This window comes from Candidatus Methanodesulfokora washburnensis (assembly GCF_003947435.1).
Classification (GTDB): domain Archaea; phylum Korarchaeota; class Korarchaeia; order Korarchaeales; family Korarchaeaceae; genus Methanodesulfokora; species Methanodesulfokora washburnensis.
Genome location: NZ_RCOS01000146.1, coordinates 53,973 through 69,708 on the forward strand (window position 1 = coordinate 53,973; position 15,736 = coordinate 69,708).

Consider the following 15,736-nt stretch of genomic DNA (forward strand, 5'->3'; position numbering starts at 1 on the left):
TGTGAAAAGTCAACTTCAGACGCCAAATTTTATAAACACAACAATAACCGAGTTATTCAATGCAGACATCCCGCTTCTGGATAGATGAGCTCGCTAATAGAATAATAGAGGATGTGGAGAGAAAGAACAGAAAAGTTCAGGTTTACAGAGTTGAATCTGGAATAGGAGCTAGTGGTTTTCCTCATATAGGATCTGTTGGGGATTCTATAAGAGCATATTCTGTAAAACTTGGCCTAGAGAATCTTGGAAAGAAGAGCGAGTTGATAGCATATAGTGATGATAGAGATGGTCTTAGAAAGATTCCCCATGGGATACCGGAGGATTTTAGAAAATATCTAGGGATGCCGGTGACAGATATACCAGATCCATTTAGATGTCATTCCAGCTATGGAGAACATATGAGCAGCATGCTTATTGAGTCTCTAGAGAAGCTGGGTATAGAGTTCACGTTTATATCAGGCACAGAGGCCTATAGATCAGGTCTCTTGACAGAAGAGATATCAATTTTACTTAAAGAAAACGAAAAAGTGGATAGAATAATAAGAGAGGAAGTTGGAACAAGCAAGCCAAGAGGGTGGATACATTACTGGCCTGTTTGCGAAAATTGTGGTAGGATTTACACCACTAGAGTCATAAAAGTACTGCCTGAGGAGAGAAAAGTAACTTACGTATGTGATCAGGAGTTCATGGGGATTAAAGGTTGCGGTTATACTGGAGAAGCTAGATATGACAGAGGAGAAGGTAAACTTTCATGGAAAGGAGAATTTGCTGCTAGATGGAGGGCCTTAGGAATAATATTTGAGCCCCATGGAAAGGATATAGCTGATTCCTTCAGAGTAAACGCAAGAATTTCAAAAGAGGTACTTAACTACGAACCTCCGTATACTATACGTTATGAGATGTTTCTCGACTCAACAGGAACTAAGATATCCAAATCAAAGGGAAATGTGATAACTCCTCAAGATTGGCTGAAATATGCTCCTCCTGAGACTATAAGACTTCTTATGCTCAAGAGATATTCAGGAACAAGGAATATATCCTTGGAGTCAATACCATCTTACATAGATGAGCTGGAGAAAGCTCTTCTGAACTACAGCAACATAGATAGAATAAAGAATCCTAGAGATAGAGAAAATCTGAGAAGATTGGTGGAGTACACATTTCTCATGAGAGAAGTTCCTCCTCCTCCGAAATTCTCCTTCAACACCATAATGAACATAGTGAGCATACTCCCCAAGGGATCGGAGGATGAGCTTATCAATCTAGCTGCCGAGCTAATTGGAAAATATTACGATATCCCAAAAGATGAGCTCTTATCAAATAGGGATTTCAGGGAAAAGGTAATATTTGCATTAAATTATGTAAGGGATATAAAGCCATCTGTCACTCAGGAGATCCTTTTAAGAGAAGATATATTTAATGCAATTAAAGAATTTTTAGACAGACTTGATGAGAAGATGAGCGCAGAAGAAATACAAAATCTAGCTTTTGACCTGATAAAAAAGCATGAAATTAAGACAGAGGACTTCTTCTCCTCTTTTTATAAATTGCTCAGCGGAGAGCCGAGAGGACCAAAGCTAGGCCCACTAATCAAGAGACTAGGTATAAACAGGGTAAAAGATATTATTGAAAACAGCATGAAAAATATTAAGGTGGTATGATTGTCAGAGGAAAGAGAAAAAAGAATCAAAGCTCTGCTGGAGCTAAGAGATATCCTTAAGAAAAGAGTTAAGAGATTAAATGAGGAGGTGGAGAGACTTTCAAGGATAATAGAGATAATAGACGATGTGCTTGTGAAGGAAACTATGGTCACAGCAGATCTGATGAAAAAGCCTGAAGGGAAGAGAATTGAGATAAAAGATTCGAAAAACAGAGTTATAGGATCAATAATATACGATGAGATTAACAGATTCATAAGGTTTGAGCCTGGAGAGATAGAAATAAGCTCTGATAAAAAGCCAATAAAATCTTGGATAGAAGGAGAACTTAGATCGGTGAAAAATGAATTTCCTGAGATGGAATATTCCATAAACAGCTCAGGTGGAAAGCTTATTAGCATAGAAATAAGGAAGTTTCCAAGAGATAAGGGATTTGAGCTTATAAGGAAGATAAGATGGGCCGTAACACATGCACTGGCTTAGTGTATGGATGAAAGTATTATCCCTACAGTTCTATCAACAGAGTCCCAGGTGGAGAATCTCTTTGCGATTTCATCTGCCCTTTTATGGTATTTTGGATCATCCAAAACAGTTTTTACACATTTAAAAAATAGATCTATCTTGTCCTGCTCCAAGATCATACCGACTCCTATTCTCTCTATGCTCCTCGAGTTCTCCTCCTTCTCGCTGTGACCTGGAACCGGTATTGATATTACTGGTATTCCGGATAAAATTGCCTCGGATATTGTCGTATGTCCTCCTCTACATACCACTAAGTCGGATTTTTTGAGAACTTCCCATTTATTTTGAAGCCACCCATAGATCACATAATTTCTTCCTTTTTCTACATAGGAACTTCCGGCATCTCCAAGAGAAACCGTGAATTGTATATCCTTCTCATCATTCTTCCTTATCAGCGGAATAAGAGATTTTATTAAGGGAATTCTCTCATGAAGAGGCCCAGATATGAGTACCAGAACCCTTTTTTCTTCTCCATTCACCTTTTTGACTCTTTTCACTATGGGTCCAACAAACTCAAGTCTATCATACAGGCTTTTTGGAAGATCCTCTATATGAGCTTTACTTATAGTATAGGGAGGTGGGAGGTCCGCCATTATAACTGAGTTTGACAGATTCCAAGCAGTACTCATGAGCTTAGTTGTCCCTTTCTGGAGAAGAGGGCTCTTCAACAAAATCCTTGGCTGGTTTACTATTACAGATAGAGGAATTTCTAAGGATCTAGCGGCTATTATAGTTGATATTCTAGAATCAGAGATCACAACATCGGGCTCTACTGCCTCTATGTTCTCTAATTCTCCCTTTACATGACCAAAGAACCTGAAAGCGTACACTGGAAGCCTTGCCAAAGTTCCTTTTATGTCAGGACTTCCATCTTCCCTCATCTTCCAAGTAACCCTTCTTCCTCCGATCACAACCGGAATATCGGAGGATTCTCTGGCTATGTATCCCAGCCCATCCCCATAGGATGATAAAAAGACTTCATAGCCTCTCCTCATCAGCTCTCTGGCTATATTTATGCATCTAGAGGCATGTCCATAGCCTATGCCCATAAAGGATATGTAGAACCTCATCAGCTCACTCTTTTCACCGGCCCAAGAGGCCTCACTTCTTCAAATATCTCTGCCTCAAATCTGTAAATTTCGGTCCCTTTTTTCTTCCAACAATCTTCAGATAATCCTGCTTTCAGGCAAGTCTCGCTTAAAAATGTCTCCTGATCCCATCCATACTCGGTTGCAACTTGAGGAAGAAGAAGTCCACTTCTTACACCTCTTTTTACGATTAATCCGTGTTTTCCTATCTCAATAAGAGACGGAAGTTCTTCTAATTCTGCATCTATCCTCTCAGGTACGGTAAGCACGGATACTTCTATCACAATTTTTGGAAGTTCTGACAGAGAAAGGGGAGGAAATCTAGGATCTTCCAAAGCTGCAGCTATTGCAGCCCTTTTAACAGCCTCCCAAAGAGGATATACAGGATAAGGAAAACCTATACAACCCCTGAGAAGTTTTTCTGGATATCTATATAGCGTGACGAAAACGCCTGATTTCTCCATGAGTCTTTCGTCCTCTGTTTTTTCATCTATAATCTCTCTGTCTATTAGGTACCTCTCTATAGCTCTCCTAGCAAGCCTTACTAGGCTTTCTCCTTGTTTTTCAGAAAGCCCTGACTGCATAGCCTCCCTCCAAGAGAATATCCCTTAGCTTATAAACTGCTCTTTTTACATCTCCTTCCACTTTAGCTCCAGTACATACAAGACTTCCGGAGGAGAATATAAGAAAAACTACATCGGGATCCTTCATCCTGAAAATAAGACCTGGAAACTGTTCAGGTTCGTATAATGTGTTGGGCATATCCATAGCCAATCTCTCTATATCTACCTCAAGGAAAAGAGATGCAGAGGCTACTATGTTCTCAGCCTTTATGAGAGGCTTGGATCCAACCTTTATTCCATGCTTCTCAAGTTTTTCTATCGCTTTATATATAGCTCTTGCAGATTCTTCGACTGATTTTGTCCCGGTACAGACAAACTTTCCACTACTGAAGAGAAGAAGCGCTGCCTTTGGCTCGCTTAGTTTAAGAACAAGACCAGGAAATTTATCAGGTTCGTACCTAGATTCTTTTATTCTCTTAGCTATTTCATGAAGATCTAACCTCTGATTTATGTCAGCGGAGGACACCACATTTTGTATTTTTATCTCTGGATCTCTTTTCGGAATTATCTTTCCTTTTGAGCGTTCTTCTGAACCTCCCTTTTCCATGAGAACACCTGAGAATATTTAAAGGGGTAACATTTAAATATTTTGTTGAGCTTTCTAGCTTTTAATATACTACTTTATTGTAGCAATATAGAACAATAATTAATAACATCTGATCAAAAAATAGTTATTATAAAAAGGGAGGAGAAGCTAATATTCTTACTCCTGCGAGAGTTCTATCTCTATAACGCTTATGTCCCTTCTTGTTCCATCTGGACTTATTATCTCCTCTGTACCGGTCCTTATGTCAGAGACCTTTATCTTTCCTGGGAAGTATTTTAGTCTCGCTATCTCTGCTACATCCACAGCTCTCGATATAGCTCTCCCCCTTGCCTTGAGGACGACTTTCTTTACCCCCCTGTTTATCTGGAGGGTAACGGCCATAACATAGTTTATTGCCGGTTTCCTACCGACGAAGACAGTTCCCTCCTCTGAACTCATATTGACACCCCTTTGACATTGTGTTTGCTGACGGTATTCCGGTAAGCAATCAAATAAAAAGATTCTGTTCCAATTTTAGTATTTATTCCCTTTCAATATAAACAGGCAATCTTCCAAGTTTGTACTCCAATTTAGCTAACTCCACTGGATCACTTAGCCCAGGTGGTATCTCATTCTCCTTCAAAAGAAGTGGGGCTCCAGCAGCTATCTGCTGGGCCCTAGCAGCTATGATTCTTACTTCCTCAAATTTTGAAAAAATATTTTTCTGTTCTTTAGTCTCCAAACTCAGACCCTTCTTCTCCTTTACTCTCAGGTTTCTTTCCTCCAACTTTGCCAGCTGCTGCTATTATGTCATCGACCTTAAGTACAGTAGTTGCGAATTCTGCAGCAGATCTTATTGCATATTTGTGTACTCTCAGTGGTTCTATTATATCGTTCTCGAACATGTTGTCTACTTTCCTCTTCAGCACATCGAAACCGTATTTGTTCCTTCCTTCTACATGGGCTTTCTTCAGCTCAGCCATCATTGTTATCGGATCCTCACCAGAGTTCTCTATGAGAGCCCTTGGTATGGACTCAAGTGCTTCTGCGAACTTCTCCACTACTATCTGTTCCTTTCCTCCGAGCTGCTTTGCATATTTATCTAACTCAAGTGCTAGGGATACGTGAACTGCACCGCCTCCAGGTACAACATATCCGTCCTCGACTACGTCCCTCACAACGCTCAGTGCATCATGCAGACTGCGCTCTGCCTCATCTATTACCTGCTTTGATCCGCCCCTTATCAATATTGAGACTGCCTTTGGATCCTTGCAATTCTCAACGAAGACCATCTTATCCTCTCCGACTCTTCTCTCTTCTACTAGGCCAGCATAGCCCAAGTCAGCTGGTGAGATATCTTTTATATTTACAACTATGCTTGCACCCGTTGCCTTAGCTAACTTCTCTATATCCGACTTTCTTACCCTTCTAACTGCCATGATTCCTCTTTTAGCTAAGAAATGCTGAGCTACATCGTCTATTCCCTTCTGACAGAACACCACATTTGCCCCAGCTTCAGCTATTTTGTCCACCATCTCTTTCAGCATTGCTTTCTCCTGTTCTAAGAACTCGTTCACCTGAGTGGGAGATACTACTCTTATCTTTGACGATATCTCCGGCTTCTTTATCTCCAATGCACTTTCAATAAGGGCTATCTTGGCATCCTTTATCAACTTCGGCATATCTGGATGTACTACCTCTTTGTCTATAACAAGACCTCTTGTGAGCTTGGTGTCAAATATAGATCCTCCTTCCTTCTTCTCAAGTTTTATATTGTCCAGATCAACGACTCTTTTTCCATCCCTTTCCTCATAGACAGAGAGAACAGCATCCGTCACTATCTCAGCTAGGTAGTCCTTTGCAGCAGCTATGAGCTTTGAGCCCATTGCTATCTTTGCAACTTTTTTCAGAAGTTCTTTGTCATTCCACTGGACTTTTTCAGCAAGTTTGCTCTCCAAGACATCTATAGCATATTTTGCAGCCTTTCTATAGGCCTCTAGTATTATTGTCGGGTGTATGCCAAGATCTAGGAGCTCTTGGGCTTTTGATAGAAGCTCTCCAGCCAATATCACGACTGTTGTAGTTCCATCTCCAACTTCCTGCTCCTGTGCTTTTGCAAGATCAACCATCATCTTAGCAGTTGGATGCTCCACTTCCATTTCCTTCATTATAGTTGCCCCGTCATGCGTAATAACTACATCTCCAAACGGATCAACAAGCATTTTTTGCATTCCCTTGGGGCTTAATGTTGATTTCAGTGCCTCACTTATCGTCTTTGCCACCATTATGTTCAGCCTTAACGCCTCCTTACCTCTAGTCCTAGAGGTACCTTCTTTCAGCAGAATCACGGGTATAGCACTTACAGTCTCCCTTCCGGCAGACATTGGTGATCACCTCCAGATAAGATTCAGCAATTATTATCTTCAACACCGATTTAAAAACTTTTCATGGAATTTAAAAAAATGAGAAAGCATCCTTTAAGGCTCAACTGCCAAATTCTGAGATGCAGCTAGACCCAAGTTTGATTAAGTTGATATCAAAGAGGTATAAGAAGATCACAAATGTCCAACTGAAATCAATTCCAGTTATTTTAAGCGGGAAAAATGTTATAATAAGCTCCCCAACTGGAACAGGAAAAACTGAAGCTGCCCTTTGGCCATTACTAACTCTGATGAAGAAGCACGGTGCAAGGCCCATTTCCCTGATATATATAACCCCTCTCAGAGCTTTAAATAGGGATTTAGAGGAAAGAATAAGATTCTGGGCTGAGGCAATGGGTTACAGAGCAGAGGTCAGGCATGGGGATACGGATCAGGTTGTAAGAAGAAGACAAGCTTTGACTCCTCCTGATATATTGATAACAACCCCGGAAACTGTACAAATACTTTTAGTAGGGAAAAGATTGAGAAATTATCTTGAAAACCTTAGATATGTTGTTATTGATGAAGTACATGAACTGATAGATGATAAAAGAGGCGCACAGTTATCCCTAGTTTTAAGCAGAATGAGAGCAATAGCAGGGAAATTTCAGGTCATTCTCTTGTCAGCTACAATACCCAATCCAGCAGAAGCTGCAAGACTTTTTCTGGGTAACGATGATTTTGAGGTAGTGGAAGTTCATGCAATTAGAGAACTAGATATTAAAGTGGAACTCCCGGATGTAAGCGAGGAGGATTATAACACAAGTTCTAAATTATTAATAGATCCTGAGATGGCATCAAAACTTAGGAGGATAGCTGAAATCATAGAAAATTCCAGATCAGCTCTTATATTCACTAACACGAGATCGATGGCTGAAGCTCTTACAAATAAGCTTAGAAGCTATCTTAAGGATAGAAAAGCTATAAGCATCCACCACAGTTCTCTTTCAAAGGATTCAAGGGAACAAACAGAGAAAGAATTCAGAGAAGGTGCATTAAATGCTGTCGTTGCTACAAGCTCTCTAGAACTTGGAATAGATATAGGATATGTGGATATAGTGGTCCAGTTCTCCTCACCAAGACAAACTACTAGATTAATACAGAGAATTGGGAGAGGTAGTCACAAGCCAGATGAGCCTGCAAAAGGTTTCATAATAGCACAGGATCCAGATGATTATCTAGAATCTCTTGTGATAGTCAAAAGAGCAAAAAGACAGGAACTTGAAGGAGGAAAGATGTTCAGAAAACCCCTAGATGTATTAGCTCATCAAATAGAGGGCGAGATTATAGCTAAGGGAGTAATCTCAATTAAAGAACTGCTCAGTCTGCTCAATTCCTCGTATATCTACAGAAATTTAAGTGAGGAGGAACTGGAGGAGCTACTTTTATTCATGCATGAAATAGGATTGCTTAGATACAACAAAGAGAGCAAAATGGCCTCTGTATCAAGATATAGAGCTTACGAATATTACTTCTCAAATCTATCGACGATACCAGATGTGAGGACCGTACCTGTAATAGATGATTCATCCGGTTTCTTCTTGGGATCCCTCGATGAGATGTTCGTCGCTGAATATCTGAAGCCTGGAGTCAAGTTTGTGTTTCGAGGTGCCGCATGGCAGGTAAAAGAGATAGAAAGTGGAAGAGTTTATGTTAGAGCAGCAATGGACCCAAGCGGAGCTATACCAAGTTGGATAGGAGAAGAACTCCCAGTGACCCTTGAGACCGCAGTAAGTGTGGGAAGATTGAGGGAGAAAATAGCTGAATTGATGATGAGTGGAATGGACACAGAAAAAGCAGTTGAAGAGCTTCTTAAAGAGTTCCCGTTCACACAAAAGGAGGATATTATGAGGGGAATAGAGCCCATAATGAGACATCTCAGTTTAGGATATCCTCTTCCAACAGATAAAAAAATTGTCATAGAGGAGGCTCCTGGAATAGTTACAGTTCATGCAACCCTAGGGACTCTCATAAATAGGACTCTTAGCAGAATGATAGCTTATTATTTGGCGAAAAAATACGGCTTGATAGTAAGGACTGATGAAGATCCCTACAGAATATTCATAATTGGAGCTAGTGGCGATTTAATAAGACATCTATTCATTCAAATAATTGAAGAAGGGATTGAAGATCTTTTAGAGGTAGTAAGGGAGACCGGTTTTTATAGGGTTAGGCTAGTTCAGGTCGCGAAAAGATTTGGGGCAATAAAGAAAGATGCTGATATAACCGGTATCAGCATAAGGAAACTTGTAGATGTCTATCGAGGAACTGTCATCGATAAGGAAACATTGAATGAAGTTCTTACAGTAGATCTGGACATAGATGGCTTGAAAATGCTATTTGATCTCATTAAGAGTGGAAAAATAAAGATAGAATACTTCAGAAGCAAGGAATTATCCCCAATAGCAGCAGAGGGATTGAGGAGATCCCCTTACTACTTGGAATTTGTGCCTCCCTCATTTCTGGAAAAAAGAATGCTAGAAACTTTCAAGATGAGGCTTATGAGAACTCAATTGCTGCTACTTTGCTCTAACTGCTGGCAATGGAGCTCTTGGGTAAGCATATCCTCTTTATTAGAGCTTAAAGAGTTGAGATGTCCAAAATGCAACAGCAATAGATTGGCCGGGCTTCATGGAAAGGATTCTCAGCTTGCACTAGAGCACATCAAAAGATCAATTGAAAGAGGTAGACCTTTTATTCCTGATTCTAGACTTGCAAATAAAGTTTTTGAACTGGGAAGGCTTACTGAAGAGTTTGGAGTTATAGCTCTTGTCTCAATGGGAATAAGGGGATATAAGATAGAGGATTTGAGGAATTTGTTATCTGAGAACAGGAGTATTGATGAGCATTTTCTCTCAAAATTAGCTTTTATAGAGAAGGAATCAATAAAAAAGAAGTTAAAAGATTGATACTAGAGATAATTTTAGGTTACCGAGCTAACATATCGTCACTCTCAACAGCATTCTCTGTGTGACTCCATTTCTGATCGAACCATTCAGGCCTTAATGGGTAAATAAGACACCAAAATGTGAATTAAAGAGAAACAATAGCGCATAGAGCAGCTGTAAAGTTAAACAACTTGACAAAATGGATAGTTCATCTCATACCTACAGCTGAGAGTATTCTCCTGGCAGATTCTCTTATATTATCGGATCCTGTTATAGCTCTTCCCACCATGATAAAATCAGCTATACCAAGAAAATTTAACGCTGATTTCTCATCTATGCCTCCGGCAGCACCAAAAAGAATCTTACATTCCTTTTTAAGCTCTCTCATGATGCTAGGGTCTGCTGTTCCTCCTTCGTCTATTCCCCTGTGAAGACACACCCTTCTTATTCCTATTTCCTCAGCTCTCTTGAGCTTATCCCTCAAATTCATTTTGTTTACTCCAAGCAAATCCAGTAAAATCTCCTTTCCTCTTATCTCTGCTTCCTTAACAGCACTTATCCAAGTGCTTTCTGGAGCTACTGCCATCACACTAGATATATCTGCCCCATTATCAAATGCAATTTTCGCCTCTAGACCACCCGTATCCATTGTTTTCATGTCTGCAAATATGATAGCATCAGGAAATGTATCCCTTATTATTCTTATAGCTCTTGAGCCCTCCGATTTTATAAGAGGTGTTCCTACTTCTATGTGCCTTATCCCCTCTTCATACGCCTCTGAAGCTATCTTGATGGCTTTTGATATAGTTAAGACATCTAATGATAGAAAGACCTCCAATTTCAACCCCCTTGACTCCTCCCAACCATTTAATAAAATTATCCATAAGTCTCTCAAACTTTGTGGGACCCAGATTCTAATAATCTTGAAATTTTACTTCTTTCCCCGGACACTAAAAGCATCTCTCCCTGCCTTATTTCCCTCATATCTCTGACCAAATCTATCAATCCATCCTTTTTAAACAGGGATATAACTTTTACACCATAAGTGGATTCTACCTCTGATATTCTCCTTCCAGAAAGCATTTCGTTTGCTATTAGTGCTGCATAAATAGGTCCATGCTCCTGAAAAGTTTCACATCTTTGAGAAAATCCTTTTCTCAAGTAACTCAGGGTGATATCAACTATTCTAATAGACGCCTTTCCATCTCCAAAGGGATTGTTCTCTACAATAGGCCTCACTCCGATTTTGGACATCCTGATTACCTCATACTTTATTCTTTTTGGATCCGTTCCGGCTAAAACACTGAGACCTGTTTCAAGAGCCTCTGGTCTCTCTGTGTTATTTCTCACCACAACACAGGGTATGCCTAAGAAAGTAGATTCCTCTTGTATCCCTCCGGAATCTGTTACAATTACGGAGCTTCTCATCATAAGCCCAATAAAGTCTATGTAGCCCAAAGGCTCTGTCATTATGATATTATCCTTTTCCTTAAGCTTATCCAGAAGTCCATATTTCTCGAGAATTGAAAGGGTATGTGGATGAACAGGCCATACCACAGTCCCCAAATCTAGAGATATTATTCCATCTACTATTCCCATCATTCTCTCTTTTCTACTCAGATTCTCCCTTCTGTGGACTGTAACTGTAATTATGGGTTTTTTACTAGCCTCGATATCTTCTAAGATACCTGATCTCTCAGCTTTATCTTTCATTCTAATGAGAGAGTCTATCACAGGGTTGCCCACTACATAAATATCCTCGTGCGGATAGCCCTCCATTAAGAGATTGCTAGCTGCTCTGTTAGTGGGAGGAAAGTTCAAAGATGATATGTGATCTGCTATTATTCTGTTTACTTCCTCCGGCATCGTCATATCAAAGCTTCTTAGCCCTGCCTCAACATGAATAAAGGGTATTCCTATTTTATTCGCAGCAATAGCTGCTGAAAGAACTGAGTTAGTATCCCCTACTGCCATGACGGCATCTGGAGCTATTTCGTCTAAGATAGGCTCTAATCCAATAAGTATATTGGCAATCTGCTTTATCTGCGTCTCAGTATTAATGTTAAGATATGCATATGGTTCAGGTAGCTCAAACTCCTCGATAAAAACTCGGCTCATATTCCAATCGGTATGCTGGCCTGTATGGACAAGGTATAAATCTAGGTTTTCTACTTCTCTAAAACAGTGTATTATTGGAGCCATTTTTATTATCTCAGGTCTTGTTCCAGTGATTATAACAATCTTGCCTTTCATCCACAAGCCCTTCTCTAAGTGAAATTTAAGTTACTCTTATATTTACCTGAAGCTATGCTTTTAAAGAGATCCTGTTTAGGGGCCACAGGTGATGACCACGCTGAAGCCCGAGGATGTAATCGAATTCTATGCATACACCACAAAGACAGGGAAAAATCTCCTTGCAAGCGCACTAGTGGAGTTTGATGAAGTAAATTTAGAGCTTCCTCTCGAGCTGCCAGGGGTTAATCCGCCAAAATCAGAGACACCCAATCTCAGATTATATGAGGAGATAAGCAAAGCTTTGGAGAGAGCTTCAAGCATACAAAAGAGATTCCTTGCTGACTCATCTCCGAGCGATAATCCAGATGAAGATATAAAGATGCTTGATGAGCTCATAGGAAGGGCCATTTCACTTGAAAAGCAGATAAATCTCTCTAGAAAAGCAAAAAAGATAATTTCTGAGAGAAAGAAAAGGTTGAGCGAGGTGGAATCAGAACTCTCAGATATAGAGGAGAAACTGAGAAGGTATTATGCAACTGCTTTAGAAGCAGTTTCCAAGGATCCAAGTAAGATGAAAATCGCAAGATTGATGATAGAGACGGATTCTGAAATTTTAAGGGCTATCTCCCTCCTGAATTCCTCTTTGGATAAATCCACATCTATAGATGATATGAGGATAATATTAAATAATGTAGTTAATATTATTTATAGTATAAAAAAGAGGTTAAAGGAGATATCAGAAAAAGTGATCGAGGGAAGTCTAGAGTCCTTGATATCTGAGATAGATCACGCTGAAAGCAACCTGAAAGAGGTCCTCAGCAGCATAGGAGAGTATCTAACTTTATCGGGGAAGTTTTCACAACTTGAATCTCTGGAGAAAATGTGGGAGAGAATAAGCGATGTATCCAAGAGGATGCCCGAGATTCAACCTATCATATCCGAGCAGATTCCTGCTGCTAGGAGGATATCACAAGAGAAGGAGGAAATAGCAAGAAGGATGAATGAGCTGGTAGATATAATTCGAACAAGAGTTAAGGGGTCTGTGGACTGTCTGGATTTGCTTTACAAGAATTTCAGAGAAATAAGGGAACGTGTGATATCAGTGGATGCTCTAATTGCTGGAGAGGCAGAGAAAAGCATATATGAAATGCTTGAGAAATCTCAGCCACTACTTGCTGAGAGGGAGAAAGTCGGAGTCGAGTTATCCGAGTTAAGCAAGCTGATGGACAAAGAATATGTTAAACAGCTGAAAAAAGAGCTAGAAGACACGAAGAAGAGCATACTAGAGATAGCATCCAGACTATATAAGACAAAAGAAGCAATTAGGCATAAGGCAGTGGAGGAAAAGGTGTCCCTCATGATATATGAGGGGAGCGACATTGTTGTGGCTCATGGTTGGGTTCCAAGAAGGCTGGCAAATAATCTGAAATCTCATCTTGAGAGAAGCATGGGAGGCCTTGTTGCAGTAGAGTTAGAAGCACCTAGCAAAAAGAAGAAGCCTCCTTCAAGAATTAAATTGCCAAAGATAGCTTCTCCAGTAAGCTTGCTCACACATAAACTTTACGGATTTCCCAATATAAAGGAGATAGACCCCACTGTGATAACCTCATTCCTCTTCCCGCTGATGTTCGGCATGATGTTTGGTGACATGGGACATGGAGTTATAGTTGCAATATTCGGTTTATTTCTATTTTTGAAAACTAAGGGATCTCTGAGAGATCTTGGGGGTATACTTCTGTATTCAGGGATATTTGCAACAATATTTGGATATCTCTATGGGGCTGCTTTCTTTGTAGAGATTGGAACTCATGTGCTAAGCCCGATAAAAGAGCCCACAAAGCTGTTTGGAATAGCACTTCTAATAGGAGCTTTTGAGATACTATTGGCATTTGTGATAAGAACAATTGATAAAATCCTATCCGGCGATAAATTCGCAGCTTTCTTGGAGTACGGAGGTATACTGACAATAGCAATGTACGCAGGAGCGGTTTACGCAGCAATAAGAAATGGAGCCGATGTGATGAAGACTGTATCAGATCCTCTCTTTCAGGCAATGGTTATACCACTATTGATAACAGCAACCACACCAATGCTCAAATCTATGAAGGAGGGACATGGGTTACTCCACGGAATGCCGGAAATGGTGTCAACACTTATAGAAAGCACCTTAGCTCTCTTCAGTAACTCTCTCTCATTCATAAGGTTAGCTGCTTTTGCAGTAGCTCATGAGACCTTTGGCGTTCTTACAGGAATGTTTACTGTAGGCTCTACCTCAATAACTCCGGAGAATCTGATGCATCTGTTGACCAATCCCATTTCTTTGGTAACTTTTATCTTCATCAATATAGCTGTTATAGGACTTGAGGGGTTGTTATCCTTTATACAAGCGATGAGGCTCACATTCTATGAGTTCTTCACAAAGTTCTATTCCGCTAATGGCAGACCATTCCTGCGAGTGAGGGAGCTTCTTCCGTCCTGATAGTTAAATTTTTAAAGAGAAACATTATAGGTCCCATCTGAAGGAGGTGCTTTCCAATGGACAAGGTGAAGCTGCTCAGAATATCTCTCTTGATCTTATTAATACTTCCTCTTGTCGTATTTTCTGTGTCAGTTAAGATAGTGTTTGCACAGACAGACCAAGCTAAACCAACAGATATATACAGATCACTAGGTGCTGCTTTAGCTGTTGCTGGAAGCACAATAGGAGCTGGAATAGCCTTACAAGGTATAAACATAGGAGGATCAGCACTCCTTGCTGAAAGACCAGAAGCATTTACTCAAGTTCTTCTGCTTGCTGGCTTATCCGAGGGAATTGCTATTTACGGACTCCTCATAGCATTCCTACTAATGGGATAATTAATAAAGCGAAAGCATATCATATATTTTTTCTGGCTCAATTCCGCTCAGCTTTCCAAGTATAACTGTTCTAACGGCCCAAGACTCCCATTCTGCAGCCACAATATAGCTAAATGGGAAGATTGGGGAAAGAGGCTTCATTCTAGCTAGGCTCCTTATTTTAGAGAAAAACTCCTTAAATAAACTTAGATCTAGTGTCCACGGAACTCCATATTTTTCATATATCTCCATAAGCTCCGAGGCCATTGATTTATGAGCCTCTGTAGATAGGAGGGCTTTGAGGGACTCCTCAAATGTATTAGACTCTGAAAGAACTTTTCTCACATTCTGAGATAAAAATTCGAACATAGAACTATATATTTCCCTTTCTGCTCCCATTAGCTGAGATCTCAGTATAACCCCTAAGGCGTAGTTTTCTGCATATATTCTAAAAACCTCCCGCATCTTTGTCATCTCTGCCCATGTCATCGTCTCCGTCAAATAGGCCCTGTCTATCCCTATATCCAGCAAAGGTATGTTCATCTGGCCGGATGAAAGCCATGTTGATATGAAATCCCTCAGCTTACCCTGAGGAAGAAGGTCGCTTATCTGACCTACATCACTAACCCTTAGAATAGAATCTATGTTTGATATAAATCCGCTTATGGGTAGGAATCTTTCCTCGGATATGCCCTCCCTCCTTATAACAAGGGAGAATACCTTTCTTTTAAGGTTTTCAACATCATATTTTGCTAAATAGCGAACAGCAGCTTCCCCAACAACATCTCCCTTTGATATCTCGAGGAAGATCCTCACCCTTCTGCCGAGCATTCTAAGGGTTACATCCGTCACTTTATCAGCCGATTTCAGATCTTCTTGCTTTTCTATGAACATACCATACTCTGTTGAACTTATCTCCTTGAAAAGAGACTCCCAGTCTG

14 protein-coding genes are annotated in these 15,736 nt (G+C 40.2%); 5 read left to right on the top strand and 9 right to left on the bottom strand.

Annotated features, from left to right (window positions below; genetic code table 11):
* Nucleotides 1–59: 59 nt before the first annotated feature.
* Nucleotides 60–1,661 (top strand): lysine--tRNA ligase, encoded by a 1,602-nt coding sequence (gene lysS / locus D6D85_RS12905; RefSeq protein ID WP_125672446.1) that lies wholly within the window; start codon nucleotides 60–62, stop codon nucleotides 1,659–1,661.
* Nucleotides 1,662–2,141 (top strand): hypothetical protein, encoded by a 480-nt coding sequence (locus D6D85_RS12910; protein ID WP_125672447.1) that lies wholly within the window; start codon nucleotides 1,662–1,664, stop codon nucleotides 2,139–2,141.
* On the opposite strand, the gene D6D85_RS12915 is transcribed toward D6D85_RS12910, so the two are convergent.
* From D6D85_RS12915 to thsB, 6 genes are all read right to left on the bottom strand, one after another.
* A complete protein-coding gene (locus tag D6D85_RS12915) occupies nucleotides 2,138–3,250 on the bottom strand; it encodes a glycosyltransferase (RefSeq protein ID WP_125672448.1) in 1,113 nt (370 codons plus the stop codon). The genes D6D85_RS12910 and D6D85_RS12915 overlap by 4 nt on opposite strands.
* A complete protein-coding gene (locus D6D85_RS12920; RefSeq protein WP_125672449.1) occupies nucleotides 3,250–3,852 on the bottom strand; it encodes a TIGR00296 family protein in 603 nt (200 codons plus the stop codon). The genes D6D85_RS12915 and D6D85_RS12920 overlap by 1 nt, the downstream gene beginning before the upstream one ends.
* Nucleotides 3,833–4,438 carry a TATA-box-binding protein gene (locus D6D85_RS12925; protein WP_237558856.1) on the bottom strand — a complete coding sequence of 202 codons (606 nt, stop codon included), beginning with the start codon at nucleotides 4,436–4,438 and terminating at the stop codon, nucleotides 3,833–3,835. The genes D6D85_RS12920 and D6D85_RS12925 overlap by 20 nt, the downstream gene beginning before the upstream one ends.
* Before the next feature lie 156 nt (nucleotides 4,439–4,594).
* Nucleotides 4,595–4,876: a DNA-binding protein Alba gene (gene albA / locus D6D85_RS12930; protein WP_125672450.1), complete on the bottom strand. Its 282-nt coding sequence runs from the start codon at nucleotides 4,874–4,876 to the stop codon at nucleotides 4,595–4,597.
* A gap of 82 nt (nucleotides 4,877–4,958) precedes the next feature.
* Nucleotides 4,959–5,159, bottom strand: coding sequence for a DNA-directed RNA polymerase subunit omega (locus D6D85_RS12935; RefSeq protein ID WP_161969876.1), 201 nt, complete (start codon nucleotides 5,157–5,159; stop codon nucleotides 4,959–4,961).
* Entirely contained in the window at nucleotides 5,149–6,801 is a 1,653-nt protein-coding gene (gene thsB, locus D6D85_RS12940; RefSeq protein ID WP_125672452.1) for a thermosome subunit beta, read from the bottom strand. The genes D6D85_RS12935 and thsB overlap by 11 nt, the downstream gene beginning before the upstream one ends.
* Before the next feature lie 119 nt (nucleotides 6,802–6,920).
* Between thsB and D6D85_RS12945 the strand changes: the two genes are divergently transcribed.
* The gene (locus tag D6D85_RS12945; RefSeq protein ID WP_125672453.1) at nucleotides 6,921–9,746 is read left to right on the top strand and encodes a DEAD/DEAH box helicase; all 2,826 of its coding nucleotides are present in this window, start codon (nucleotides 6,921–6,923) and stop codon (nucleotides 9,744–9,746) included.
* A 187-nt stretch (nucleotides 9,747–9,933) separates the two neighbouring features.
* Here the strand turns inward: D6D85_RS12945 and D6D85_RS12950 are convergent, their stop codons facing one another.
* Both D6D85_RS12950 and wecB read right to left on the bottom strand, forming a co-directional pair.
* A complete protein-coding gene (locus D6D85_RS12950; protein ID WP_161969877.1) occupies nucleotides 9,934–10,569 on the bottom strand; it encodes an orotidine 5'-phosphate decarboxylase / HUMPS family protein in 636 nt (211 codons plus the stop codon).
* A 47-nt stretch (nucleotides 10,570–10,616) separates the two neighbouring features.
* Entirely contained in the window at nucleotides 10,617–11,978 is a 1,362-nt protein-coding gene (wecB, locus tag D6D85_RS12955) for a non-hydrolyzing UDP-N-acetylglucosamine 2-epimerase (protein WP_125672455.1), read from the bottom strand.
* Nucleotides 11,979–12,069: 91 nt separating this feature from the next.
* Between wecB and D6D85_RS12960 the strand changes: the two genes are divergently transcribed.
* Both D6D85_RS12960 and D6D85_RS12965 read left to right on the top strand, forming a co-directional pair.
* Nucleotides 12,070–14,439 carry a V-type ATPase 116kDa subunit family protein gene (locus D6D85_RS12960; RefSeq protein ID WP_125672456.1) on the top strand — a complete coding sequence of 790 codons (2,370 nt, stop codon included), beginning with the start codon at nucleotides 12,070–12,072 and terminating at the stop codon, nucleotides 14,437–14,439.
* A 56-nt stretch (nucleotides 14,440–14,495) separates the two neighbouring features.
* On the top strand, nucleotides 14,496–14,816 hold the full coding sequence (locus D6D85_RS12965) for an ATP synthase subunit C (RefSeq protein ID WP_125672457.1): 321 nt from the start codon (nucleotides 14,496–14,498) through the stop codon (nucleotides 14,814–14,816).
* Here D6D85_RS12965 and D6D85_RS12970 read toward each other — a convergent pair.
* The coding region (locus D6D85_RS12970) for a V0D/AC39 family V-type ATPase subunit (protein WP_133308322.1) at nucleotides 14,817–15,736 on the bottom strand (920 nt) is incomplete at its 5' end.

Excerpts from the sequence above, each read along its gene's own strand:
- thsB (WP_125672452.1), bottom strand. The coding sequence starts at position 6,801 with ATGTCTGCCGGAAGGGAGACTGTAAGTGCTATACCCGTGATTCTGCTG.
- D6D85_RS12925 (WP_237558856.1), bottom strand. The coding sequence starts at position 4,438 with ATGGAAAAGGGAGGTTCAGAAGAACGCTCAAAAGGAAAGATAATTCCG.
- D6D85_RS12945 (WP_125672453.1), top strand. The coding sequence starts at position 6,921 with ATGCAGCTAGACCCAAGTTTGATTAAGTTGATATCAAAGAGGTATAAG.
- D6D85_RS12915 (WP_125672448.1), bottom strand. The coding sequence starts at position 3,250 with ATGAGGTTCTACATATCCTTTATGGGCATAGGCTATGGACATGCCTCT.
- D6D85_RS12965 (WP_125672457.1), top strand. The coding sequence starts at position 14,496 with ATGGACAAGGTGAAGCTGCTCAGAATATCTCTCTTGATCTTATTAATA.
- D6D85_RS12920 (WP_125672449.1), bottom strand. The coding sequence starts at position 3,852 with ATGCAGTCAGGGCTTTCTGAAAAACAAGGAGAAAGCCTAGTAAGGCTT.
- wecB (WP_125672455.1), bottom strand. The coding sequence starts at position 11,978 with ATGAAAGGCAAGATTGTTATAATCACTGGAACAAGACCTGAGATAATA.
- lysS (WP_125672446.1), top strand. The coding sequence starts at position 60 with ATGCAGACATCCCGCTTCTGGATAGATGAGCTCGCTAATAGAATAATA.
- D6D85_RS12960 (WP_125672456.1), top strand. The coding sequence starts at position 12,070 with ATGACCACGCTGAAGCCCGAGGATGTAATCGAATTCTATGCATACACC.
- albA (WP_125672450.1), bottom strand. The coding sequence starts at position 4,876 with ATGAGTTCAGAGGAGGGAACTGTCTTCGTCGGTAGGAAACCGGCAATA.